This window comes from uncultured Hyphomicrobium sp. (assembly GCF_902826555.1).
Lineage (GTDB): Bacteria > Pseudomonadota > Alphaproteobacteria > Rhizobiales > Hyphomicrobiaceae > Hyphomicrobium_C.
Map to the genome: position 1 here is coordinate 1 of NZ_CADEFI010000007.1, position 24,106 is coordinate 24,106.

A 24,106-nucleotide genomic window follows, 5' to 3' on the forward strand; every position below is an offset into this window, starting at 1 on the left:
GGCGGCTATTCGGCCGCGTTCCGCGCCGCCGATCTCGGCCTCAAGACGGTCCTGATCGAGCGCGATGCAACGCTCGGCGGCGTTTGCCTCAATGTGGGCTGCATTCCGTCGAAAGCGCTGCTGCATGTCGCCTCGCTGATCACGGAGGCAAACCATTTCGCTCAGTACGGCGTCGCCTTCGGGGCGCCGCGGGTCGATCTCGACACGCTGCGCGCGCACAAGAATGCCGTGGTCGGCAAGCTCACGAACGGGCTCGCCGGCATGGCGAAGATGCGGAAGGTCGACGTCGTGCACGGGAGAGGCGCCTTTCGCGATCCGCATTCGTTCGAGGTCGCGCTGGCGAAAGGCGGAACGGCCGTCGTTCAATTCAAACACGCGATCATCGCCGCGGGTTCGGAGGCCGTTTCTCTATCGTTCCTGCCCGACGATCCGCGTATCGTCAGCTCCACCGGGGCGCTCGAGCTTCCCTCGATCCCGAAGCGGATGCTCGTCATCGGCGGCGGCATCATCGGGCTCGAGATGGCGACCGTCTACGCGGCGCTCGGAAGCAAGATCGACGTGGTCGAGATGCTGGACGGGCTGATGGTCGGCGCCGACCGCGACCTCGTGCGCGTGTGGCAGAAGCATAACGCGTCGCGCTTCAACCGCGTCATGCTGAAGACCAAGACTGTGGGGGCGAACGCCAAGCGCGACGGAATTCATGTCCGCTTCGAAGGCGAGGCGGCGCCGGAGAGTGCGCTGCCCTACGACTTGGTGCTGGTCGCCATCGGGCGCAGACCCAACGGGAAAGCGATCGGCGCCGACCGGGCGGGCCTCGCGATCGACGACAAAGGGTTCGTGCCGGTCGACCGGCAGATGCGCACCAACGTCCCCCACATCTTCGCCATCGGCGACATCGCGCAGCCGCCGCTGCTGGCGCACAAGGCCGTGCACGAGGGGCACGTGGCAGCCGAGGTCGCAGCGGGGAAGCCCTCGTCATTTGATGCCCGCGTGATCCCGTCCGTTGCCTACACCGATCCCGAGATCGCCTGGGTCGGACGCACCGAGGACGAGCTCAAGGCCGAGGGCGCGAGTTTCGAGAAGGCGGTGTTTTCCTGGGCCGCCTCGGGGCGAGCGATCGCCATGGCGCGCGAAGAAGGGTTTACGAAACTGCTGTTCGACAAAGAGAGCAAAAGAGTGATCGGCGGCGGAATCGTCGGCGCCCACGCGGGCGACCTCATCAGCGAAGTCGCGCTTGCGATCGAGATGGGCGCCGATGCCGTCGACATCGGCAAGACCATCCATCCGCATCCGACGGTTTCGGAATCCATCGGCATGGCCGCCGAGGTGGCGGAGGGGACCGCTACAGATCTACCTCCGGCAAAGCGCAAATAAAATAGGGGAGCGATCGCTCGCTCCCCCGTGCACCTGACGAGGCGCTGAAGGCGTTACTCGGCCTTCTTAGTGTCCGTGAAGTACTTGAAGTCCGGCGCGCTCTCGAGCGCCTCCTTCGTGCTGTTGATTGTCACACGCATGGTGCCATCCGCGTCGCGGTTCAGCTGAAGATCGCTGAACGCAACCGCGACCAGCTTTTCACCCATGCCGAGGAAGCCGCCAACGCCGATGACGGCGTTCGAAATCTTGCCGTCGGGTCCAAGAATGAGATCGTTGACATCGCCAACCTTCTCATTGGCCTGGTTGTAGACGCCGAGGCCGACGAGTTTCGTCGAGCGCCATTCGTCCGCGGCCTGGTTGGACGAGAACGTTCCGGCCGTCGTCGTAGCGGACGGCGCCTCAGCAGTCGGCGCCGGAGCGACTGCAGACGGCTCGGCCGACGGAGCCGGCGCAGGGCTCGGGCTCGTCGACGGCATATTCTCCGCAGGAGCGGACGGCGAAGGCGACGGTGACTGCGGGGCTTCCTGGGCGAAGGCCGTGGCGGCGCCGATCGCCAGAAGGGCCGGCATTGCAACTGCGGACAGCAGCTTGGATTTCATCGGATCATCTCCCTTGACTGTTGGGATTGCTTCGCAGCGGCTTCGCCACGTGAGGCGGAGGGACGCTCGAAGTACGGTGCACGCACAACAACGGTGCGTAGCAGCGGGCGTTTTGCCTGCGTGCCGATCAAACGCGGGACAGCGATGTTGGTTCCTCAGTGGGCGCCTTGCGCGCGCTTCTCCTAGTGTGCGCCTGCGCGCACTTCTCCTAGTGTGCGCCTGCGCGCACGAGGCGATGCACGAAAGCAAGCTTTTCGCGTGCAACGTTCGAGATGACGACCGGATAAAAATCCCGATGACCAAAGCTTCGGCTCAGACTGTTGAGCGCCAGTGCGAGAGGAACCCAACGCTCCATGAGCGACTCGAAGCTCTCCTGCCGATAGACATCGTACTTCTTGAACGGCCAGGTGGCGCCGAACAGCAGACCGGCGGCACGCGGCTCCATGCCCAATGCCTCGGCTGTTTCTACGGCATCGACCATATGCATGTAGTGCGCCCACGTTTCTGCCCAGTCTTCCCACGGATGGGCGCTTGCGTAGGCCGAAACGTAGCTTTCCGCCCAATTCGGGGCGGCGCCGTTGGCATAGTAGGCCGCGAGCGCTCCTTGATAGTCCTGGCGCTCGTCGCCGAAAATGGAGCGGTAGTCCTCGATGGCGCCGCCGCGTTCCACGAGAAGCATCCAATAATAGTGCCCGATCTCATGGCGAAGATGGCCGAGGAGTGAGCGATAAGGTTCGTCGAAAAGTTGGCGGCGACGCTCGCGCTCTACGGAATCGGCTTCCAGCACGTCGAGCGTGATGACGCCGTTCTCGTGCCCCGTGACGGCTTCGGCGACAAAGTCGAACGTCAGCGGTGGCGCTCCCTGCGGCCCGCCATCGAGCGGCAAGCCGAACCTCAACAGCGAATAGGCGAGACGCTTCTTCGCCTGCTCGACCTCGCGCCAAGCCTCGAGACGGCCCACCTCGGAGAGATTCGGGATCGTCCGATTGCACGCGCACGCTTTGCATAGCGTGGCATCCCCGCTATCCGGAACCAGCCAGTTGCAGACGCCGTGTACGGCATTCTCGCAGTACCGAACGTCGCCCGGCGCGTCCTTGTCGTTTCTGATGCTGACCTTGCGATAGAGACCATCCTCGCCCGCGGGCTCGAGCGCGACGATAGTCAACGTATCGGCATCGAAGCCCAGACCGTGACCGCAGGAGAGACACACGCTGTTCGGGAAATAGACGCGAGACTGGCAAGACGAGCAGGAGAAAATCTTCATGCATCAACTCCAAGGGCGAAGCGAGATGGACCGCTTCACCCTGCATTCAGCGAATGGGCGCCGCTAAACCTTGCATCTCCACGACCGAGATACCAGCGAACCACAACGAGGGGTGTCCACTCAAGGTTCCAGGGCCACCGTGGCTGCGCATGCAGTCACGGCGCCTGCATGTCGCCGTCCGAGGATACGGCTGCGGCCAACGGCGCGGCTGTCGCGGCAGGTTCCGGTCCGGGATCGACCGGCGGGGCGGAGTCCAGGGCCGCAATCGGCGCCTTGTGCCTTTCCGCCAGGAAACCGTCGACAGCGTCGCCCCAGACATCCCATCCGGCGCGATCGTCCGCCAGATTGTGCCCGTCCGCGCCGTAGGCTGGAAATACATGAAGGTCGACCTGGCCTCCGGCCGCCTGCCAGGCCGAAGCCATGGTGCGGGCTAGGTCAGGACGGAAATAGCTGTCGTTGCCTGCATAGAGCCACAAGGTCGGCACACGCGCGGTGTGACCGAACGTGCGCGCCGCTTCCACCAAGCGATCCTCTCCGCAGACCGCACCGGTTCGCATGCCGAATGGCCGCCCGCCGCGCCCGCCCGCGATATTGATGACGGCGCGCACATTTCCAGGATTGCGCGAGGCAAGCGCGAGGGATGCCCAGCCGCCGGACGAAATGCCGACCACAACCGTTTCACCCGGAGCCACGAACGGCTGGGTGGACATGTAGTTCACTGTCCCCTCGATGTCGTCCGCGGCGGCCAGACCGGAGCGATAGTGATCCGGGTCGACGCAGCTTCCGATCGACTCCGCCATGGGGCCACCGGTGGCGCCGTGCCCGCGGCGTTGCGGCAGAACCACCACATAGCCGCGCTCGACGAACCAGCGCGACAGCCAATAGTAGATCGGCATGGCGACGGCGAGGCGCGTTGCGTCGGACGTGCCGTGGTTGATGACGACGAGAGGGCGCCGCGCGTGCTCGCCTGCGGCGCCCGGCGCATCCGCCGGGCGGAACACCGTCGCGCGCAGCGGATAGTCGTGATCCGCGCTCGGCAGGATCCAGAACTGCTCGCGCAGGCGCGGGCCTTCGGGGCCGAACGGGCCATAGAGAGGCATGCTGTCTTCAGGTGCCGTCCGTGGAGACGCCTGCTCCGAGGCCATCGGTTCGGCGCGCGCAGGAAGGGACCACGCTGCGGCGGCCAACGCGAGCCCCGCACAGGCCAGAGAAACCGCGCACACCCGTGCTGGCACGGCTATCGAGCACAACGTTCCACGGATCGCCAATTTGCAGCGCCCCCGTCCGTCTCGTCCTGTTCCTGAACGGTCGCCCGCCTCGGAACCCCCATCCCCGCCGCGCGTTGACGTGCGGCGTGCTCCTCCGGAGCCCCCTTATTTCAAATCGATAAGTGGAGTTGAATCAATGAAAAAGCTGTGTGCTTCGCACATTGCCTCTCTCCACGCCGCGCCCAGGGCGCATTTTTCTGTTTATGGGCCGATTCCGGCCACAGCTCCGCTGCTCGCCAAGACCCGGTCGGGCCAGATTTGACACCGTGCCGATTCGAGCCGGCCAACGGCGCCGTGGCCGAACCGGTGTTGGTGATACTGCACTTCGAGGGAGCAACCGCATTTGACACTGCCACTGCAATCACTCGATCAGGCTTCCATGCCCGCCGACCAACGCGCCCAGCAACCGCTCGACTTCGCCGTCATCGGCAACGGTCGCATCGCGGCGCTGCTCGACCGCTCCGCCCGCATCGTCTGGTGGTGCTTCCCGCGTTTCGACGGTGACCCGGTCTTCTCGCGGCTGCTTGCGGGTGATGAGGAGAAGGGCTTTGCTGACGTGCTCGTCGAAGGGGCCGTTCGATCGCACTCCGGCTATCTCCGCAATACGGCCATCATCGAGACGACGATCGAGGACGGCAGCGGCAACGGCGTTCGCATCATCGATTTCGCGCCGCGCTATCCACGCTTCGAACGGATGCTGCATCCGGCGCAGATCATCCGCCGCATCGAGCCGATCGGTCTGCCGCGGATCAAGATCCGCGTGCGGCCGACGTTCAGCTACGGGCAACCGCGGCCGGCGCAGGTGGTGGGTTCGAACCATATCCGCTACAGCGGCGGCGATCTCACGCTACGGCTCACAACCGATGCGCCGCTCTCCTACATCATGCACGAGACTTCGTTCGCGCTTTCGCGTCCGGTGACGCTCGTTCTGGGTCCGGACGAATCGCTCGAGGCGGCCCCCGACACGGTCTCGCGCGAGGCGCTCGAACGGACGCGCGATTACTGGATGGGCTGGGTGCGCGGACTTGCCGTTCCGCTCGACTGGCAAACCGATGTGATCCGTGCCGCCATCACGCTCCAGCTCTGCACTTTCGACGAGACGGGCGCCATCGTCGCCGCGCATACGACCTCCATTCCCGAGGCCCCGCATACGCAGCGCACGTGGGACTATCGCTATTGCTGGCTGAGAGATGCCTATTTCGTCGTGATGGCGCTCAACAGGCTCGGGGCGACGCAGACGATGGAGGCCTATCTCGATTACATCGCCACCATCGCCCTCGGCTCCAAAGGAGCGCTGAGGCCGGTGTACGGCATCGTGCACGACCAGCCGCTCGAGGAGACTGTTGCCAGCCATTTGCCGGGCTTTCTCGGCATGGGCCCGGTGCGGATCGGGAATCAGGCGGCCGAGCAGCTGCAGCACGACTCCTATGGCAGCATCATTCTCGGCGTGTCGCAAATGTTCATCGATCAGCGACTGCCGCGGATGGGCGATGAAGCGCTCTACCGGAGGCTCGAATTTCTGGGCCATCACGCGTTGCGCTTCTTCCGCGAGCCTGACGCCGGCATCTGGGAATACCGCGGACGGCTGCGCATTCATACGCATTCGGCGACGATGTGCTGGGTGTCGCTCGACCGGCTGGCGCGCATTGCCCAGCTTCTCGGACTTGCGGAGGATGCGGCGCAATGGAGACAGAGCGCTGACGCGGTGCGCAAGGAGATCCTGTCGCGCGCCTGGAGCGACAAGGCCGGCGCGATCGCCGGCGCACTCGACGCCGACGAGCTCGACGCGAGCGTCCTTCTGCTGCCCGAGCTCGGCCTGCTGCCTGCGAGCGACCCGCGCTTTCTGAAGACCCTCGACACCGTCGGGCGCGAGCTTGGCCGCAACGGCTTCATGCTGCGTTATGCCAATGACGATTTCGGTTCTCCCGAGACATCGTTCCTCGCCTGCCAGTTCTGGTACATCGACGCGCTCACAGCCGCCGGCCGGGTGACACAAGCGCGCGAGATGCTGAGCGACCTGCTTTCGCGCCGCAACGCATTCGGCATTCTTTCGGAGGATATCCATCCCACGACGGGCCAACTGTGGGGGAACCTTCCGCAAACCTACTCGATGGCCGGCGTGGTCAACTCCTGCATGAACCTATCGCGCAACTGGACCGAAGCCTGGCCGCATTCCCCTGCGCCGGAACCCGGTGCTTCGTCAGGTGTTTAAGTAACACTACGAATAGGAACCTCGGCGCTCGGCGAGTACGTTTCGCCGTGCCCAGAGGATTTCGGCTGCGCGGAGGCCTATATTTTGCGACGTATCGTCGTCGTTTCCAATCGTGTGACTGAGCTGCGCAAAGCCGCGCAGGCGGGCGGCGTTGCTGTTGCAATCGCCGATCTCTTTCGTGAGCGCCCGGGCCTTTGGTTCGGCTGGAACGGAAAGATCGTCGACGACAACGATGCCTCCGAGCCGCCGGGCGTAAAAATCGCCAAGTCCGTCGGGGGAAGCGCGCTCGCTACTCTGCCGCTCACATCGGACGAGCACCGGGACTACTATCTCGGCTACTCCAATTCCGTCCTCTGGCCGGTCTTCCACAACCGGCTCGATCTTGCGCGTTTCGACGCCGGCTTCTATCCGCGCTACATGAGGGTCAACGAGCGGTTCGCGCGGGCGCTGCAGGCACTCCTCAAGCCCGATGACATCATCTGGATTCACGACTACCATCTGATCCCGCTCGGCGCCGAGCTCAGGCGCGCGGGCGTGAAGAACCCCATGGGCTTCTACCTGCACATTCCCGTGCCGCCGTCTCAGACTTTTCTGGCCGTCCCGGAACATCGCGCGCTTGCGCGTGCCCTCACCGCCTATGACCTGATCGGCCTGCAAACGCAGGCGGACGTGGCCAACCTCATACAGTTTCTCGAGGACAGCGTGGCGGGTCGCATTTTGCAGGACGGCCGCATTTCCGCGTTCGATCATCGCCTGGCGGTCGAGAGCTTTCCCGTCGGCATCGATCCCGACAGCTTTACGCGCGTTTCGACCGAGAAGCCGCACGCGCAGCCAATCGCCGGGGCGCAACGGATCATCGGCGTCGACCGGCTCGACTATTCGAAGGGCTTGCCGCAGAAGTTCCGCGCCTTCGGGCGCTTCCTCGAGAAGTATCCCGAATACCGACGCAACGTGGTTCTGTCGCAGATCGCGCCGCCGACACGGGAGAGCGTGGAAGCCTATACCGATATCCGCAAGCAGCTCGAGGCGCTTTCCGGAAAGATCAACGGCATGTTCGGCGAGCTCGACTGGGTGCCGATCCACTACATCTACCGCTCGGCTCCGCGCGACCGGCTGCGAGACATCTACCGGTCGTCGCGTATCGGGTTCTTCACACCCTTGCGGGACGGAATGAACCTCGTCTGCAAGGAATATGTGGCCTCGCAGGATCCCGACGATCCAGGCGTGCCGATCCTGTCGCGGTTTGCAGGCGCCGCGGAGCAGCTCGTCGATGCGCTGATCGTCAATCCTTACAACGTCGAGGAAATGGCCGATGCCATCAAGACGGCGCTCGTCATGGAGAAGGACGAGCGCATCGAGCGTTACACACGACTGATGAGCGTCATTCGGGCTCACGACAGCGCGGCGTGGTCGGCGTCGTTCCTGGCTACGCTCGAGGCCGCAGCAAAGGAGCGCTCGCGCGACGTCGCGCCCTTGACAACTTCGATGCGGGCCTCCATGGCGCGGCTGGCGCGGACACCGCTGGCGCCGGTCGCCCTCAAACTCGGGAAAGAGGCGCGGAAAGCCGGAGGGCAAACGCGCGCAGGCAACTGAACATGAGCGCAGCCAAAAAAGAAATACGCTCCGATCCCGTCCGCACCGACGCGCGGTCCGGCTTGAGAGTGTTGACGGTTGGCGGCGCCATGATCGACACGATCGCCATCATCGAGAGCGCCGCCATCGAGCGCATGCTTCTTCTCAATGCGGAATCGTCGTTTCTGCTGCTCGAGGAGGGTCGCAAGACGGAAGCACTCGAAGTGTCGACGCATTGCGGCGGAGGAGCCATCAATGCCGCCGTTGCATTCGCCCGCCTCGGCCATTCCGCATCGGTGCTGATCAAGATCGGCGCCGACCGGCGTGCCGATCAGATCCTCGCCGCGCTCGACGCGGAGGGGATCTCGCATCGCTGGGCGCTCCGGGATTCCCACGCCCCGACCGGGGCTTCCGTGCTCGTCTCCTCGCATGAGCGCAACGCCGCGGTTTTCACCTTCCGCGGCGCGAACACGCTGCTTCGGCCTGCGGACCTCGACGACGGCGCGTTCGACGTCGATCTCGTCTACATCGCCAACCTTTCGAACGAAGCCGCCGCGTGCTTTCCCGATATCGTCGCGAAGGCAAAGTCCGCGGGCGCGCGCGTTGTCGCCAATCCCGGCATCCGGCAACTGCATGGACACGGTTCCGCCTTCCGCGCCCTGCTCCGCAAAATCGACATTCTGGCGCTCAACAGACGCGAGGCCGACGAGGTGATCGCCCTGCTCGACGCCGGGACGGCACAGGACGATCCGGGGCTCGACGGCGGCGGAGAGACACTGCCGCCGCTCGCCGTGCGCGGTCTCAAGTTCGAAAGCCGGAAGATGAGCGTGCGAGCGTTTTGCCGTGCGCTCATTTCTGCCGGCGTCGGAACCGTCGTGCTGACCGACGGGCGTGACGGCGCCTTCGTGGCGACCCGCGACCGGCTTCTCTACAGCCCAGCGCATCAGGCCCACGTGGCCGGCACGGCCGGCGCAGGCGACGCGTTCGTCTCGACGTTTTCCGGCTATCTCGCCGCAGGCGAAGCGCCAGATACGGCGCTACTCGCAGCGACGCTGAACGCGGGTGCGGTGCTCGGCTACGTCGACACGCAATCGGGTCTCATGCGACGATCGGAGATCGACGCCTTGCTCGACAGCAAGAAATCGACACCAAACGTGATGGAATGGCCGCTGTGAGCGCGCATTGCGGCCATATCGACGACACGTTCCGATATCACTTGGCACCGCTGAGCCAGAGGCCACTGTGCCCGCCGCAACACCCAAACGCCATGGAAGGCCCGCACACACGATGACGCCCGAGAGGATTCCACAGTTCAGCCAGCGCCTCAGCGCGTGCACGTCGTCGATCCTCGCAAATCGCCGCTCGTGCGCGCTTTTCCTGGATGTGGACGGGACGCTGCTCGATCTTGCCGCAACGCCCAGGAGCGTGCGCGTTCCGGATGGGCTGATCGGGATCCTGCAGCGCCTCACGGTGGGGCTCGACGGCGCCATCGCCGTCATTTCCGGGCGCCTCATCTCCGAGATCGACCAACTGCTGGCGCCGCTCAAGCTTGTCGCTTCGGGCGTGCACGGCACGGAGCTGCGTCGCGCGCCCGAGCGGGAGATCGAGCGGGTGACGGCCGCTCTGCCCCCGGACGTCGTGCAATCCATGCGCAAACTCGCGCTTTCCATTCCTGGCGTGATCACCGAACCAAAAGGCGCGGGGCTCGCCGTCCACTATCGGCTTGTGCCAACGGCGCAACAGGAGATCCTGGTCGCGCTCGAAGCCTCGCTGGAGGCCCACGCGGGTGCGTTCGAAATTCTGCCGGGCAAGCGCCTGTTCGAGATCGTTCCATCGGGACTTTCAAAGGGCACCGGGCTCGCGGCGCTCTCCGCGTTGCCGCAGTTTCGCGATCGGATACCGATCATGATTGGAGACGACATCGGCGACGAAGCGGCATTTGCGGTCGCGGAAAGCCGCAACGGATTCGCGCTCCGGGTTGCCGGGGAACACTACGACGAGGACGAAGCCGACTTCGCGGGGCCGGGGGCGGTGGTCAATTGGCTCGATCAACTCGCACGGCGGCTGACACGGATCGAGAGACCGCGGGCCCAGCCGTAGTGCGCTGAGACAAAAAAGAGCCCGCATCTTTCGAGCGGGCTCTCTCTCACCGGTCGCGCTATGACGGGTTAGCGCCAATAGCGGCGGTCGTAGCGATCATAGCGGTGACCATAGCGAGGTCCGATGTAGAGCGAGAACCCCGGACGATAGCCGCGATAGTAGCCGTGGCGATGGCGCCATTTCCTGCGGTCGTAGTGACGATGACTGCGCTTGTACTTGCGATAATGAACCTGCTGAGCGCCTGCGTGCTCAGACTGGCTCACGGCCTTTGCGGCCGATCCCATCGGGGCCGCGTTGGCAGTGGCTCCCAGGCTCAACGACGCTGCGGCCATCGTGGCCGCGAGGATCGTTGCTTTGACTACGTTCATTTTTGCTCTCCAATTTCATGACGCGTGATCTGGAAAGTAACGTAGTGCTCGATAGCGAGGTTCCAACAGTTGAACGTGGATTAAGGCGCAAAAACCACATATGTGGCGGCGTGATGCGCCTTCGTGATTATTGACCGCACGCATTCCGCGCCGTAGACACTTTGCATTCATTTGGCGTTCATCCGCGCGCCGCTCGGTTCATCCGTCGTTCATCTCGCGCGATGGTGTTTTGGGAGCAGGGGATCTGTTGAGGGATTTCGTTCCGGCCGCCTGTCTTGCGCTGGCGATCGCTTCTGCCGCGACGGCGTCGCGCGCAGACGAGCCTGTGCCGCGTGCCGATCCTCCGTTTCGCCTACTGGAGCTCGGTGGACGTCATGTCCGCTGGGCAATCCCAGCGCATGGGATGCCCGCGACGATCCGCTACGCGTTCCTGACCAGCGCTCGGAAATTTCCCGGCGCGCGCAACTGCGACGCGATGCTGCCGCCCGAGGCCGCCTTGAAGCCTTCGAGGATCTCTCTCGCAGATTTTCAGCGTGAGGTGCGCGCTGCATTCTCCGCATGGGAGCAGGCGGCCAACATCTCCTTCGTCGAAACGTCCTCGATCGCCGACGCCGGGATTTTGATCGGCGCGGACGCCAAGGCGCGGGGTCGGGCTTTCACGAATGTGGCGCTGCGCGATGCCGCGGCCGACGTGCCGGCCAAAGCGATGGGCGTGATCCGTCAATCGCTGATCTGTCTCAACCCGCAACGGCCGTGGAAAATCGGCTTCGACGGCAATCTCGATGTCTACGACGTCCGATTCACGGTCACGCACGAGATCGGGCATGCCATCGGCCTGGACCACCCGAGCCCCGACGGCCAGCTCATGAGCTTCCGCTATGTCGAGAAGGGGCGCGGGTTGCAGCCTGGAGATGCGGCCGGTGCAGCGGCGCTCTACGGGTCGCGCGGCGCTTCTCCCGCGCCGGAGCCCACAACGCCCACGGTGGCGGCATCGTCGGCGCGTGGGGTGGGCGCGGCGCGTTCGTCGACGGACCGGGCGTTCGGTCTCGGAGAGCCCGGATCCACGAGCGCGAGCCGCTGACGGTTATTTGCTGAGCGGGACCTTGAGCTGCAGCTTGCCGGACCAGGCGTCCTTGGCTGCCTCGCCTCCCGTCTCGACACCGCCCGTAGCCTCCAGGTTCATGCCATCCTTGATGCCGTAGGCCATACCGGCCTCGGCCTTCCAGTGCAGATCCGGCACGGCTGCCGCGAGGCCTCCCGGCCCCAGGCGGGACATGTCGTCGAATGAGAGAAACCCGCCGGCGGCGACACGCGGCTCGACGTAAGTGCCGCTGTCGAGATCAAACCGCCGCTTCACCTCCGGCAATACGTCGAGGCGACCGGTGCCGGCAGGCTGCGCTTCCGAAACACCGAACCCCGTGTCAGCCGGCGTGTCCTCGACGTAGCTCAAGCCGACGCTCGGCGCGACGGTCCATCCGCCGATCTGTCGCGTGCCGCGCAGCGTGCCTTTTACCAGACCGCGATCGGCGGAGGCGCTTCCCAGCATGATGCCGTTCGGCAGGCCTTCGGCCTTGCCCCAGGCCGCACGGCCGTCGAAGACGATGCCGGGACCGAAGCGGACGCTCATGTACGGGCCGGCCATCCAGCCGCTGGAGGAGACATCACCGCTGTAGCGGCTTTCTTCGCCGGCCTGATCGAACTGGGCCAGGTAGCCGAGCATGATGTCGGGGCCCAGCATGTATTTGCTGCCGAAGTACATGACGGAGAAATTGCCGTCGCTCCGGCGCGCATCCATGTCGACGGTGTCGTAGGTCGTGTATCGCCCCTCGAACCAGAAATCGAGAATGCTGGGCTGATGCTTGGGCCCGAGATTCATGGCGGCGGCCAGCTCGGACAAGCTGATCGAGGCAGCGACCTCGCGTGGGGGCGCGCCGTCCGTTTCATTGGCGACGAACGAGTCGATGGCCTTGGCCTCGGTCCGCGGGCGATCGATGCGGATGCGGTCGGGGTCCTTGGCGGACAGGAACGCCTTGCGGCGCTCGATCAGTGCGCGTTCCGCATTGGCCTTGGCAGCCGTGGAGCAGCGCACGTCGAGCTTGGCATCTGCGCTGGCATCCGCGTCGAGGCGGAAAGCGAACGAGCCGCTCGCCGGAGCCGTGAACACAACGGCCGATGCACGGCCGGAATGAAGCGTCTGCGTGTCGCCATCCTGGTCCGCGACGGTGATCGCGGCCTTACCTTGCGTCGTCACGCTGAGCGTCAGTTGCTCGCCCGTTTCGAACGTGGCCTCGCGCGAGGCGTTGCCTCCGGCGGAGGCACCCATGTTCATGCCGCCGCGATTTGCAGCCTGGCAGCCGGGGCTCGCTGTTGTCGCTGCCGCGGATCTTTCTGCAATGGCGGAACTCAAAACCAGCGTGCACCACGCCGCTCCGCGCAGCACACGAGAAGGAACGATTTGCTGCATCGTTCGGCCAGCCTCCTTGGAAGCACATTTCCTTTGCTAATCAATGGGCTCTATGGCGGCGAAAATGGACCAAAGCATGACCCCGCGCATGGTTGCGGCGCGCTGTCTCAGGGGCGGACACACGACGCGCTGACTGATCGATGTTCGAAATAATTCGCACGGCGCGCGATCTTTCAGGGCCCTTGGCGCGTTTAGCCTCCGCCGGCTCCGCCGAACGCCGCTTTCTCCCCGAACGCTTCCAATTACCGAGGGTGCACGATTTGCCCGTCATCACCGAACATGGCGCCAAGCTTCTGCCGAGCGTCGAAGTCGACAGCTACAATCTCGAGATCCGCGACGACGAAGGCTTCGTCGGCGACCGCGCGAGCCGTAGCGCATTCAATGCCATCATGGAGGAGTGGCGAGAACCCCTGCGCAAGCTTGGGGGTGATCCGCTCGGTGACGAAAAGACCGAGGACGTGAGCAAGAAAAAGCTCGACGAGTTGCTCGCGAACGGAGATCCGGAAGCTGGCGGTCTTATTCACAGCGCCATCGAAGCTTTCGCGAACGAGCTCGAAGCCGTGATCCGGCGCTTCCTGAAGACGGCGAGCTGGCGCGACACGGAGGCGATCGTCATCGGGGGCGGGTTCCGCGAAAGCCGGGTCGGCGAGCTTGCCATCGGACGCGCCGGAGTTCTCCTGAAAGCCGGCGGCACAAACATCGATATCGCGCTGATCCGCAATCACCCCGATGAGGCGGGGCTGATCGGCGCGGCGCACCTGATGCCGTCGTGGACGCTCGAAGGCTTCGACGGAATCCTCGCCGTCGACATCGGAGGCACCAACATTCGCGCCGGCGTCGTGGAGCTCAATCTCAAGAAGTCCACCAAGCTCGAGAAGGCCAAGGTGTGGAAATCGGAGCTGTGGCGTCACGGCGACGAGAAGACGAAACGCGATGAGGCCGTCGATCAGCTGGTCGACATGCTCAAGGACCTGATCAAGAGCGCGGGCAAGGGAAAAATAAATCTGGCGCCGGTGATCGGCATCGGATGCCCCGGCCTCATCACGCCTGATGGCTCGATCGAGGCCGGGGCACAAAATCTCCCGGGCAATTGGGAAGCAAAGAGCTTCAATCTTCCCGCCTCGATCCGAGACGCCATACCCGAGATCGGCGGACACGAGACGGCCGTCGTGATGCACAACGACGCCGTGGTCCAGGGGCTCAGCGAGCTACCGGTGATGCGCGATTATGTGCACTGGGCTGCGCTGACCATCGGCACCGGGCTTGGAAACGTGCGTTTCACCACGCGGCAAAAGCGGGAGACAAAGTCGAAGAAGGAATAATGACGCGTCCGATCAGATCACGCCGAACAGATGCAGGACAATGAGACCGGAAATGGGGACCCCGAGGGCCCACAGAAGCACATAGCGCATGGTTGGCTCCTTGTTGTTGACGGATGCGGCCGAGCTTGTGCTCCTTGAACCCGCATTGTCGTCCCCAAGTTCCATGTGCTTGCGCACAGTCGAGAGGCGTCATCAGAAGCCGTAAATCGCGACGCCTATCGCAAACAGTATGATGAAGAGCACCGAGATCGCCGTGGGAAGGACCGCCAACAGCGTGGCGAGCGGCAACCTTCTGTCGAGCCATGCCAGCACGACCACCGCAGCAGCCATCAGCGGGGCCAGCACGATCTCGAACAGCGTGACGAGACCGCCCGCTCCGTCTCCCTGAAACTCGAGACCATGGATCGCGACCGACGGCAGGTAGCTCATCCAATTGGCGAGCACGACGGCGGCCATGGCGACGAGCGCAAGGCGGACGCGGCCGCCGGCTGCGAATACGAGGGCGAGACCGGCGAAGACAGGCTGCAGGGCGATCTTGGCGGAGATGATCCAGCCGCTGAGACCCGGGCCCGGTATCTCCGACGTGTCTCCGAACAGGATCGGCAGGTCCTTCAATCCGCCGATGAGTTCGAGCGCGGCGGCGATCGCGAGAGTAAGACGGAGCCAGTGCGGGATTTGCATACCGGCACTTTTGTTCTCGCTTGCGCTCGACTGCGACATGCGCCCCTCCCGTTCCGACTACGGATCAAGGAGCACAAGGCACGAAGCCGCGCAAGGGATCCCTGCGCGGCTTCGCAAATGCATCAATCTCGAACGAAACGCCGGGCTACTTCTGCTCACTCGGCAGGAACGCGCTCACCTTGCGCACGAGATCGGCAACGTTCTGAGCACCCATGCGCTCCATGACCCACGCGCGATAGGTCTCGACGGTGCGCGGGCTGATGGAGAGCTTGGCGGCGATCTGCTTGTTGGACATGCCGGAGGCCACGAACTCGAGCACCTCGCGCTGGCGCGGGGACAGCGCCTTCAGGCGTTCGGCAATGTCGATGCGCTCGGTGTTCTCGGTGGTCTGGCGACGCCCCTTCTGCACCGCGTCCCAAACGCTCGTGGCGAGACGCTCGCCGTCGTAGGGCTTCTCGAAGAAATCGAAGGCGCCTTCCTTCAAGGCCTCGACTGCCATCGAGACGTCGGCGTGGCCGCTGATGAGGATCAGCGGGGCCTCGTGATTGCGATACTTGAGCTCGCGCTGCAGCTCGAGCCCCGTCATGCCCGGCATGCGCACGTCGGCGACAACGCACGATGGCTTGGTGCCAGGCAGGTCATCGAGAAATGCCTCGGCGGATTCATAGCAGGCAACAGGGATATCGCGGCTCTCGATCAGCAGCCGCATTGAATGGAGCACGGCGGAATCGTCATCGATCAAAGCTACGGTCACGTCGGTGTCCTTTTTCATCATTTCTCGACCGGTAACGGAAGAACGGTTGTCGGCAGAGTAAAGGAAACTGCGGCCCCGCCGCCAGTGCTTTCGACTACGAGCTGTCCCCCATGTGTTTCTGCGGTAGAGCGGGCCAGAGCCAGCCCCAATCCCAAGCCTTCTTCCTTGGTTGTGGTAAACGGCGTTAGCGCACGCGCCAGGATTTCCGGGTCGAATCCCGGCCCATTGTCGCGCACGGTCACGATGACACGGCCCAAATCCGTCAGATCAGCCTCCACTACGATACGGCCATCGGGCCTCCCGCTGGAGGATATGGATTCCGCGGCGTTGCGAATCAAGTTGATCAGCACCTGTTGAATCTGCAGTCCGTCGCAGACGACCGGAGGCAGGTTGCGGGTAAAGCGCGTTTCAACCTCAACGTGGCGTGCCTGCGTCTCGAGCTTGCAGTGGGAGATCGCCTCGCGGATCAGATCACCGGCATACTGGGGGACCATCTCGTTGCGCCCGAGCTGGATGAAGTCGCGCAGGCGACGCACGACCTCTGCCGCGCGATCGACCTGAGCGACCGCATGCTCCGCGGCGGTGCGGGCGGTTTCGGTGTCGGCGGGCTGCTTCTCTACGGCCATCTTGGCCAGACGCGTGTAGTTGGAGATCGCCGTCAGGGGCTGGTTGATCTCGTGAGCCAGCGCGGCGGCAAAGGCGCCCATGGTGTCGAGGCGTGCTGCCCGTTCAAGCGCCTCCTGGTTCCGACGCAGCTGGGCCTGGGTGCGGCTCTGCTCGTTCACCACCGCGCCGATGGTGAGGCCGGTCAGCGCAAGAACGATCATGAGCGCCTGGTAGGCCGTGACGTCGCTCACGTCGACGCCGCCATACTGCATGGCCGCCATGAGCCCCACCTGCGTCAGCACGAGGCCGCCGGTCACGCCTTCGAGCCCGAAACGGACAGCCGTCCACATGACCGGCAGAAAGAACAGATAGAACTGCTTGACGCGGAACGTATCCGAAAGGCCGAGGACAGCAGCAAGCGTCGCGATCAGAACCAGCACCAGCGCGAGCAGCTCCAGGGACGGCACCAGGATACTCCGGCGCGTGAAGAGGATCAGGAGGAACGGCGTGACGACGGTCACACCGATCATGTCGCCGATCCATTGGTGCGCGATCGTCATCATCAAGGTGTCGGGCGTTATGAGCCCGAAGGCGGCGAGCAGGCCGACATAAGCGAAGGCAACGATGCCGGTGCTCACCGCCGCGACGGCGATGAGCAGCATCAGCGAGCGCTTGGTGCTGAGTGTGCGGTCGAATCCGATCCGCGGATGCGTCAGCAGAATGGTGGTGGCACCGTAGATGGTGCCGACGATGATGGCACCGAGAACCTGCACCTCGGTCGGGATCGGCAGGTCGAGAACAAACGCGTTGACGACCATCGGGGCAATGAAAAGCCACGGCACGTACGCGCGTCCAAGCAGGAGCACGAGCGCGAAGCTGAGGCCGGTCGAAGGATTCCAGGGCGTCACACCTACCGGTGTGATCGGGCTGATGAAGCTCACCCAATCGAGGAACGCGTACGTGACCAGGTAGGCTAGCCCGATGACAAGGGGAGAGCGCGTGAACAGGGCTGCCACTGGCAAGTTCCTTGCCGCTGCTTCCTCGCTCCACTCATACATCTGCTCGTTCCCTCCGGGATCATCCGGTCAATTACTCAGGACATGTTCCCGATCTATGCCACCGCACGTGGCCATCCTCAATTGCCGCGAGCTCTGGAGATCACGACGATGCCCCCTCAATAAAAGAGGCCGTTTTTCGTGTCCAGAAATTGAAACTTTATATCAAAACGCTCATCCGGACACTGAAAGGCAACGCAAACTGCGGCCGATCAGACTGAAATCACGCTGATTTGCCAGGGGAATAATGACTGCGCTTGCCGGGACTACCGGCAACAGTTGACGGGGAGGTTAGTGAATGTCGGGACGTAAGTACCTCAGGATTTCGGTGGTGGCGGGCGCGGTCGGTCTCTTGGCCGCACCTGCGGGCGCTCAAACCGCCGCAGAGCCAGCCGAGGGCGCGCTGCCAGAGATCGAGGTCATCCAGAAGAAGACACCGCTCGCGTCCGGAGGAACGAGAAAGCGGGCCCCGGCCGCCAAGGCCGCATCGCCGACCACCGAAGCGGCCCCGGTTTCCGCACCCGAGACCCTGGACAACTCCCCTTACGGCGCCTCCGCCAGCGGCCCGGCATCCGAGCGTGCTGAAAACGGGCCGCTTGCTCCCACCAACGCAAAGGCACTCGTCCCAGGCGATCTGCAGAACGCCCAGGGCGGCGCCAGCCGCATCACATCCGAGCAGATCGACGATTTCCGGCCCGCCACCGTTCATGAATCTCTGGTGCGCGTACCGGGCGTCACCACGATCAGCGACGACGGCTTCGGGCGCCACAGCGGTATCGGCATTCGCGGCGCAGCTCCACGCCGTTCGCGCAAGGTCCTCGTCATGGAGGACGGCGTTCCGATCAATTTCTCGACGTATCTCGACTCGTCCAACCACTACACGCCGCCGATCGAGCGCGTCGAAAGCATCGAGGTGTTCCGGGGACCGATCGTGAATTACGGCCCGCTCAACAACCACGGCGTCATCAACTTCCGCAACCTGTCGCCGTTCGGCGCCAACGAGACGGTGATCAAGGCCGGCATCGGCACTACCGAGGGCTCGGACATGGACGTCAACAACTTCCGCCACGTGCATACGCGCCAGAACCTCGGCAACGTCGGCGTGGTGGCGTCTTATTCGGGTGCCGACGCAGGCGGCTCCTGGGATGTCGAGGAACTTGGCTACAACGACTTCTACGGCGCGCTCGGCTTCAGGGGCAGCAAGCAAGATCTCACGATCTCCGGCGGCTATTTCCGCCAGCGCGACACCTACGACGAGGATAATATCGACGACCAGGACGACTTCTTCCGCTATCGCCGAAGCAAGACCGCGGCAGCGTTGGCTGGAGCGATGAACGAGGCCCAGTGCTGCCATAATCTCAGCAGCTACAATGCCGACTATTTCCGTTTCCAGCTCGCCCACAACCTCTACATCGACGACAATACGACCATCTCCACGCGGCTATTCGGCAACGACCATGAGCGGGCGCGCTTCTATCCCAACGAAAACGCCGCAGTGGGTGCCCTCGAGATGGAAGGGCGCGACCGTCACTATCGCAACTACGGAGCCGATTCCCGTGTCGAGTTCGCAAACCTCACGACCTTCGGCCTGAAGCACGACGTGCAGATCGGCGTTCGTTACGAGGAGCACCGGTTCAACAACCAGAACCGCATCGGCGACCTCAATCAGGTGCTCACGTGGGGTACCAGGGGAGCGCCGGCGGAGCCGCCTCAGAAGCTGGAGGCAGACGCCTTCGCGGCCTTCGCGCAGACCGCGATCCATCTCACGCCACGCCTGACCGTTACGCCCGGCGTGCGTTTCGAGAACTACGAGATCAGCTATCGCGACCTCGGCGATCCGGACGCGGCGGGAGATGCGAGCTACGACCACGTTCTGCCGATGATCTCTTTCTCGTGGGAGACCATGCCCAGGACGACGATCTACGGCGGATATCATCGGGGCCTGACCCCGCATATCGTCCGCGACGCTATCAACGATCTCGATGTCTTCGAGGCGCCTCCAGAGGAAATCGGCGACAACTTCGAGCTCGGCGTGCGCTCCACCGCCATCCGTGGCGTGACACTCGACACGGGCGTGTTCCACAAGCGGATCGAGAACTACCAGTACGGGGAGGCGTTCCAGGAAGCCGGAGGAGATCGCGTTTTCTCAACGCTCGGCGAGGTTACGCTTACCGGCTTCGAAATCTACGGACGCCTCGACAGTCAGCCGTTCACCCGCGGACCCTGGAACTTCTTCGGCGAAGCGACCTACACCTACATCGATGCGGAGATCGAGCGCGGCGTCGATACGCCCGACGACGGTGTGACGTTCGTCAATGTCGCCGGCAATCGGGTTCCGGAATCCTTCGAGCACTTCGCGCACCTGACGCTCGGCACGTCCTACCGCGACCTTTGGGATGCGAGCGTGAGCTGGACCTATCGCGGAGACTATCACACCAACGGCCTCAACTCTTCGTTCGCGGATGAGGGCCTTGTACCCGACGTGTGGCTGCTGTCGGCACGCTCCAACTTCAAGCTGACCGACGACCTCACGCTTTGGGCCACCGGCCACAACCTCACGGACGAGTTCTACATCTCGGAGCGCTCAGACGGCATCAAGCCCGGCGTCGGCCGCACGGTCATGGGAGGGTTCACGCTGAAGTTCGACTAACGATCGGAAACTCAAGACCCGTTTCTGGGCCTACGTCCCACTGAAAAACACTCCGGGCCGATGATCGGGCTCACCGGCCTCGGCCCGGAGTTTCTTCTAACCCGCGCAGGAGTGCGCTTGGACCACTCCTTGGCGGCAAGCGCATCGCGGAACACCTGCCGCGAATGCCCTTTCGTGACGGGATAGTGTGGCATTCAAACGCCATCAAATCCCTCCAATTCTCAGGCTTAGTTCCTGATTTTCCTATATTTTTCTGTAGTTCTACGGCGGCATTCGCCCTCCGCGATGCCTCCGCATGGAACCATCCTCAATTGCCGGTGCGCACCGCCACCGAGAACATGCGGCAACTTTATAACAAAACTCTTCCAGTCCGATGGGGGATCGCGCGGCAGCCCGGGGCGGCGGCGATCACGGCATGGGAGCGAGAAAACGACAATGGGTTGTGCCGGCCAAGCGTGCCGCGTGCGTGGGGAGGAAGCAGATGTCACTCAAGGTCTACTTGAAACTTACGGTCATGGCCGGCGCAATGGGGCTCGCCGCCTCGCCAGCCGCAGCACAGACGGCGGCGGAGCCTGCGGACGGGCCTCTTCCCCAGGTTGAAGTCGTGCAGAAGAAGAAAGCTGCGGCCGCAGCGAAGAAAAAGGCCGCGGCCCAGCCCGCCAGCTCGGCGGCGCCTGCCGAGATCGAGACAGAGACCCCGGCATCCGATCATTCGCCCTATGGGGCAGCCCGAAGCGGCGGCGCCGTTCAGCGCGCCCACGATGGCCCGCTCTCGCCGGTCAATGCGCGGCAGGCGCTGCCCGACGATCTGCAGAACTATCCTGCGGCCGGCACGCGCGTCACGACCGAAGACATGGAGCTGCAGCGCCCGGCCAACAACCATGAGGCGCTCGCCCGTGTTCCCGGCGTCGTGACGATCCCGGATGACGGCGCCGGTCGCCACAGCGGCATCGGAATGCGTGGCTCGGCAGCGCGGCGTTCGCGCAAGGTCCTCGTCATGGAGGACGGCATTCCTATCAACTTCTCGACCTACCTCGACTCGTCGACCCACTATACGCCCCCGACGGAGCGCCTTGAGAGCATCGAGGTCATGCGCGGCATGGTGCTGAATTACGGCCCGCTCAACAACCACGGCGTCGTCAATTTCCGCAATCTGTCGCCGTTCGGTGCCAATGAGACCGTGATCAAGGCCGGCATCGGCTACACCGAAGGCAGCGACAGGGACATCAACAACTTCCGCCACGTGCACACGCGCCAGAACCTCGGCAATGTCGGCATCGTCGCCTCCTACTCGGGCGGCGATTACGGCGGTTCCTGGAATGACGAGGAATTGGGCTACAACGATTTCTACGGAGCAATCGGCTTCCGCGGCAGCAACCAGGACCTCACGATCTCCGGCGGCTATTTCCGCCAGCGTGATCAGTACGACGAGGCCAACTTCGACGACGAGGAGCTGGCGGCGTTCTTCGCCTACGGCCGCAACAGGACCCGTGGCGCCGCAGACGGATTTTTTGAGAACACCTGCTGTACGGACTTGAGCACCTACAACGCCGACCATTACCGCCTCCAGGTCGCTCACAACCTATACATCGACAGCAACACGACGCTCTCGACGCGCATCTACGGGACGGACACTGAGCGCGCTCGCTTCTACGCGGGAGAGGACGGCGTCGGCAACACGCCGGCGGGGATCCTCATGGAAGGCCGCGACCGGCGCTACAAAACCTACGGTGTGGATTCGCGGATCGAGTTCGCCAACCTGCCCTTGGTCGGTGGTATGACGCACGACCTCCAGATGGGCGTGCGCTACGAGGATCAGTTCTTCACGAACAAGAACCGTGGCGGCGCAGATGTCGTCGGCGTCAACGGCTTCGGGTTGGGGCAAGTTCTGAACTTCAGCAACCGGGGCCCGATCGACGATATGGTCGAGCTCAACGCGGAGGCCTTCGCCGCTTTCATCCAGACGGCCATTCACGTCACCCCGACATTCACCGTTGTGCCCGGCGTGAGGTTCGAGAACTACGACATCGATTTTCAGCTCAAGCTGGACGACAACCTTCCGGTTGCCGGGTCGCCCTTGCTCACATCGAAGCATGATCATGTGTTGCCGGGCATCTCGTTTGCGTGGGAAGCAATGCCGCGGACCACGATCTACGGCGGCTATTACGAAGGGCTGACGCCGCATCTCGTGCGCGATGCGAACGACCAGGACGGCGGCTTCCCTCTGAAAGAGGAGACCGGCGAGAACTTCCAGATCGGCCTCAGGTCGAGCGCCGTTCGCGGCCTTACCATGGACATGGCCTATTTCCATCAGACCATCGAGAACTATCAATTCAAGGAGGCGTTCCTCATCAATGGCCTGCAGGTCTATACGAGCCTCGACGAGGTGGAAATCGATGGCTTTGAGATCCTAGCGCGGCTCGAGAGCCGGCCGTTCACCGGCGGGCCTTGGAACCTGTTCGGCGAAGCCGTCTACACCTTCGCTGATGCGGAGATCACACGCGGCTTCAACGAGGATGGAGACAGTGTCGCCGGGAACCAGGTTCCGGAGTCGATCAAGCACTTCGCCAACCTGACGCTCGGCGTCGAGTACAAGAACCTCTGGGATGCAAGCATTACCGCCACGCACAAGGGCGCTTACACCACCAACGAGGACAACGACCAGGGCGTGCCGAGCCAGTGGCTGCTGTCCGCCCGCGCCAACCTCAACGTGACGGACAGCCTGACGCTGTGGGCCAACGGCCAGAACCTGACGGACGAGTTCTACCTCTACGAGATCGCCGAAGGCTTCAAGCCGGGCGTCGGCCGGACGGTGATGGGCGGCTTCACTTACAAGTTCGACTAACTAGAAACCCTTCTCCCGATGACGCTGCGGTCCCGGAAACCAGCCATGGTTTTCGGGACCGTTTTCTTTGCGGCGAGAGGCTAGGCCGCCTTCGCGTTTTCTAGATAACGACCGAGTTGCACGAGCAGTCCGGCGCACCCGCTTTTGCGGGAGCCCGACCTGTCGATGCCGTCGAGATGCGCGTCGTGCTCGGTCAAGATCAGACGCGTTCCGGTTCCTGCCGGCTCGAATTCGGCGGTGGCGAGGGAGGCCGACATGATCTTGCCCTCAATCGCCATGGTGTAGGACACGATGATGCGGCGCTCCGGGACGATATCGACGTAGGTCGATTCATTGCTGATCAATGGGCCGTCCTTGAAGCGGAAGGCGCTCAGCTCGCGTCCGCCGATGCGGAAATCCTGCTCGTAGCGCTCGACCTCCCAGCCCTCGCCTTCGACAAACCATGTGCGCTTGGCGACGGGATCGGCCCAAGCGGCGAAGACTTTGGCGGGCGATGACGGATAGGTCCGCTCGATGGTGAAGGTGTCATGTCTCACCGTGCGCTCGGTCATGATTGCTTCCTCTGCTACGCCACAAATCAGCGGTTGCCTTTGTCTTTCTCTTCCTCGGCCGCGAGGTAGGCTCCGAGCCTGTCGAGGCGCTGCTCCCAGACATCACGCTGGCGCGTGATCCAGTGCTCGGCCCGTGCCAGCGCCTTCGGCTCGATACGGCACGTTCTCACACGCCCAACCTTCTCGGATCTAATGAGCCCGCTTTCCTCGAGGATCTGCAGATGCTGCAGCACCGAAGGAAGCGACATCCTCAGCGGCTTGGCGAGCTCGCTGACGGAAGCGGATCCGCGCGTCAATTGTTCCACCACGCGCCGCCGGCTCGGGTCGGCGAGAGCGTGAAACATTCGGTCGAGGGCATGCGATTGGTTAAGCATATGCCTAAGTATCACCACGCAGCGACGCACGCAATAGATACTTAGTC

Annotated in this window: 19 protein-coding genes; 9 read left to right on the forward strand and 10 right to left on the reverse strand. The window is 63.6% G+C overall.

What is annotated here, in order from left to right:
* On the forward strand, window positions 1–1,374 hold a 1,374-nt coding region (gene lpdA, locus QZV93_RS05110; protein WP_295556518.1), incomplete at its 5' end, for a dihydrolipoyl dehydrogenase.
* 53 nt (window positions 1,375–1,427) lie between these two features.
* On the opposite strand, the gene QZV93_RS05115 is transcribed toward lpdA, so the two are convergent.
* From QZV93_RS05115 to QZV93_RS05125, 3 genes are all read right to left on the reverse strand, one after another.
* Window positions 1,428–1,973, reverse strand: coding sequence for a PRC-barrel domain-containing protein (locus tag QZV93_RS05115; protein WP_295556520.1), 546 nt, complete (start codon window positions 1,971–1,973; stop codon window positions 1,428–1,430).
* Window positions 1,974–2,181: 208 nt separating this feature from the next.
* The gene (locus tag QZV93_RS05120) at window positions 2,182–3,237 is read right to left on the reverse strand and encodes a putative zinc-binding peptidase (RefSeq protein ID WP_295556521.1); all 1,056 of its coding nucleotides are present in this window, start codon (window positions 3,235–3,237) and stop codon (window positions 2,182–2,184) included.
* A gap of 155 nt (window positions 3,238–3,392) precedes the next feature.
* Window positions 3,393–4,337: a dienelactone hydrolase family protein gene (locus QZV93_RS05125; RefSeq protein ID WP_295556522.1), complete on the reverse strand. Its 945-nt coding sequence runs from the start codon at window positions 4,335–4,337 to the stop codon at window positions 3,393–3,395.
* Between the two features lie 547 nt (window positions 4,338–4,884).
* On the opposite strand from QZV93_RS05125, the gene QZV93_RS05130 reads away from it, so the two are divergent.
* The 4 genes from QZV93_RS05130 (at window position 4,885) to otsB (ending at window position 10,389) form a co-directional block, all read left to right on the forward strand.
* Window positions 4,885–6,717 carry a glycoside hydrolase family 15 protein gene (locus QZV93_RS05130; RefSeq protein WP_295556524.1) on the forward strand — a complete coding sequence of 611 codons (1,833 nt, stop codon included), beginning with the start codon at window positions 4,885–4,887 and terminating at the stop codon, window positions 6,715–6,717.
* 84 nt (window positions 6,718–6,801) lie between these two features.
* Window positions 6,802–8,310, forward strand: a complete 1,509-nt coding sequence (locus QZV93_RS05135) for a trehalose-6-phosphate synthase (protein WP_295556526.1) — start codon at window positions 6,802–6,804, stop codon at window positions 8,308–8,310.
* Window positions 8,311–8,312: 2 nt separating this feature from the next.
* Window positions 8,313–9,464, forward strand: coding sequence for a PfkB family carbohydrate kinase (locus QZV93_RS05140; protein WP_295556527.1), 1,152 nt, complete (start codon window positions 8,313–8,315; stop codon window positions 9,462–9,464).
* Between the two features lie 112 nt (window positions 9,465–9,576).
* Window positions 9,577–10,389, forward strand: coding sequence for a trehalose-phosphatase (gene otsB, locus QZV93_RS05145; RefSeq protein WP_295556529.1), 813 nt, complete (start codon window positions 9,577–9,579; stop codon window positions 10,387–10,389).
* 68 nt (window positions 10,390–10,457) lie between these two features.
* Here otsB and QZV93_RS05150 read toward each other — a convergent pair whose 3' ends face one another.
* Window positions 10,458–10,757 carry a hypothetical protein gene (locus tag QZV93_RS05150; protein ID WP_295556531.1) on the reverse strand — a complete coding sequence of 100 codons (300 nt, stop codon included), beginning with the start codon at window positions 10,755–10,757 and terminating at the stop codon, window positions 10,458–10,460.
* A 247-nt stretch (window positions 10,758–11,004) separates the two neighbouring features.
* Between QZV93_RS05150 and QZV93_RS05155 the strand changes: the two genes are divergently transcribed.
* A complete protein-coding gene (locus QZV93_RS05155) occupies window positions 11,005–11,838 on the forward strand; it encodes a matrixin family metalloprotease (RefSeq protein WP_295556534.1) in 834 nt (277 codons plus the stop codon).
* Window positions 11,839–11,841: 3 nt separating this feature from the next.
* Here QZV93_RS05155 and QZV93_RS05160 read toward each other — a convergent pair whose 3' ends face one another.
* Window positions 11,842–13,086 carry an autotransporter outer membrane beta-barrel domain-containing protein gene (locus tag QZV93_RS05160; protein ID WP_295556535.1) on the reverse strand — a complete coding sequence of 415 codons (1,245 nt, stop codon included), beginning with the start codon at window positions 13,084–13,086 and terminating at the stop codon, window positions 11,842–11,844.
* A gap of 395 nt (window positions 13,087–13,481) precedes the next feature.
* Between QZV93_RS05160 and QZV93_RS05165 the strand changes: the two genes are divergently transcribed.
* Window positions 13,482–14,543, forward strand: a complete 1,062-nt coding sequence (locus tag QZV93_RS05165; protein WP_295556537.1) for an ROK family protein — start codon at window positions 13,482–13,484, stop codon at window positions 14,541–14,543.
* 192 nt (window positions 14,544–14,735) lie between these two features.
* On the opposite strand, the gene QZV93_RS05170 is transcribed toward QZV93_RS05165, so the two are convergent.
* The 3 genes from QZV93_RS05170 to QZV93_RS05180 form a co-directional block, all read right to left on the reverse strand.
* Window positions 14,736–15,263 carry a hypothetical protein gene (locus tag QZV93_RS05170; RefSeq protein WP_295556539.1) on the reverse strand — a complete coding sequence of 176 codons (528 nt, stop codon included), beginning with the start codon at window positions 15,261–15,263 and terminating at the stop codon, window positions 14,736–14,738.
* 106 nt (window positions 15,264–15,369) lie between these two features.
* Window positions 15,370–15,978, reverse strand: coding sequence for a response regulator (locus QZV93_RS05175; RefSeq protein WP_295556541.1), 609 nt, complete (start codon window positions 15,976–15,978; stop codon window positions 15,370–15,372).
* A gap of 17 nt (window positions 15,979–15,995) precedes the next feature.
* Window positions 15,996–17,600: an ATP-binding protein gene (locus QZV93_RS05180; protein WP_295556543.1), complete on the reverse strand. Its 1,605-nt coding sequence runs from the start codon at window positions 17,598–17,600 to the stop codon at window positions 15,996–15,998.
* Window positions 17,601–17,937: 337 nt separating this feature from the next.
* Here QZV93_RS05180 and QZV93_RS05185 point away from each other — a divergent pair, with 337 nt between their 5' ends.
* Together QZV93_RS05185 and QZV93_RS05190 are read left to right on the forward strand one after the other, a co-directional pair.
* On the forward strand, window positions 17,938–20,289 hold the full coding sequence (locus QZV93_RS05185) for a TonB-dependent receptor (protein WP_295556545.1): 2,352 nt from the start codon (window positions 17,938–17,940) through the stop codon (window positions 20,287–20,289).
* A gap of 481 nt (window positions 20,290–20,770) precedes the next feature.
* Window positions 20,771–23,134, forward strand: a complete 2,364-nt coding sequence (locus QZV93_RS05190) for a TonB-dependent receptor (RefSeq protein WP_295556547.1) — start codon at window positions 20,771–20,773, stop codon at window positions 23,132–23,134.
* Between the two features lie 80 nt (window positions 23,135–23,214).
* Here QZV93_RS05190 and QZV93_RS05195 read toward each other — a convergent pair whose 3' ends face one another.
* Window positions 23,215–23,685, reverse strand: a complete 471-nt coding sequence (locus QZV93_RS05195) for an SRPBCC family protein (RefSeq protein ID WP_295556549.1) — start codon at window positions 23,683–23,685, stop codon at window positions 23,215–23,217.
* Between the two features lie 26 nt (window positions 23,686–23,711).
* Window positions 23,712–24,059 (reverse strand): metalloregulator ArsR/SmtB family transcription factor, encoded by a 348-nt coding sequence (locus tag QZV93_RS05200; RefSeq protein WP_295556551.1) that lies wholly within the window; start codon window positions 24,057–24,059, stop codon window positions 23,712–23,714.
* Between the last annotated feature and the right edge of the window lie 47 nt (window positions 24,060–24,106).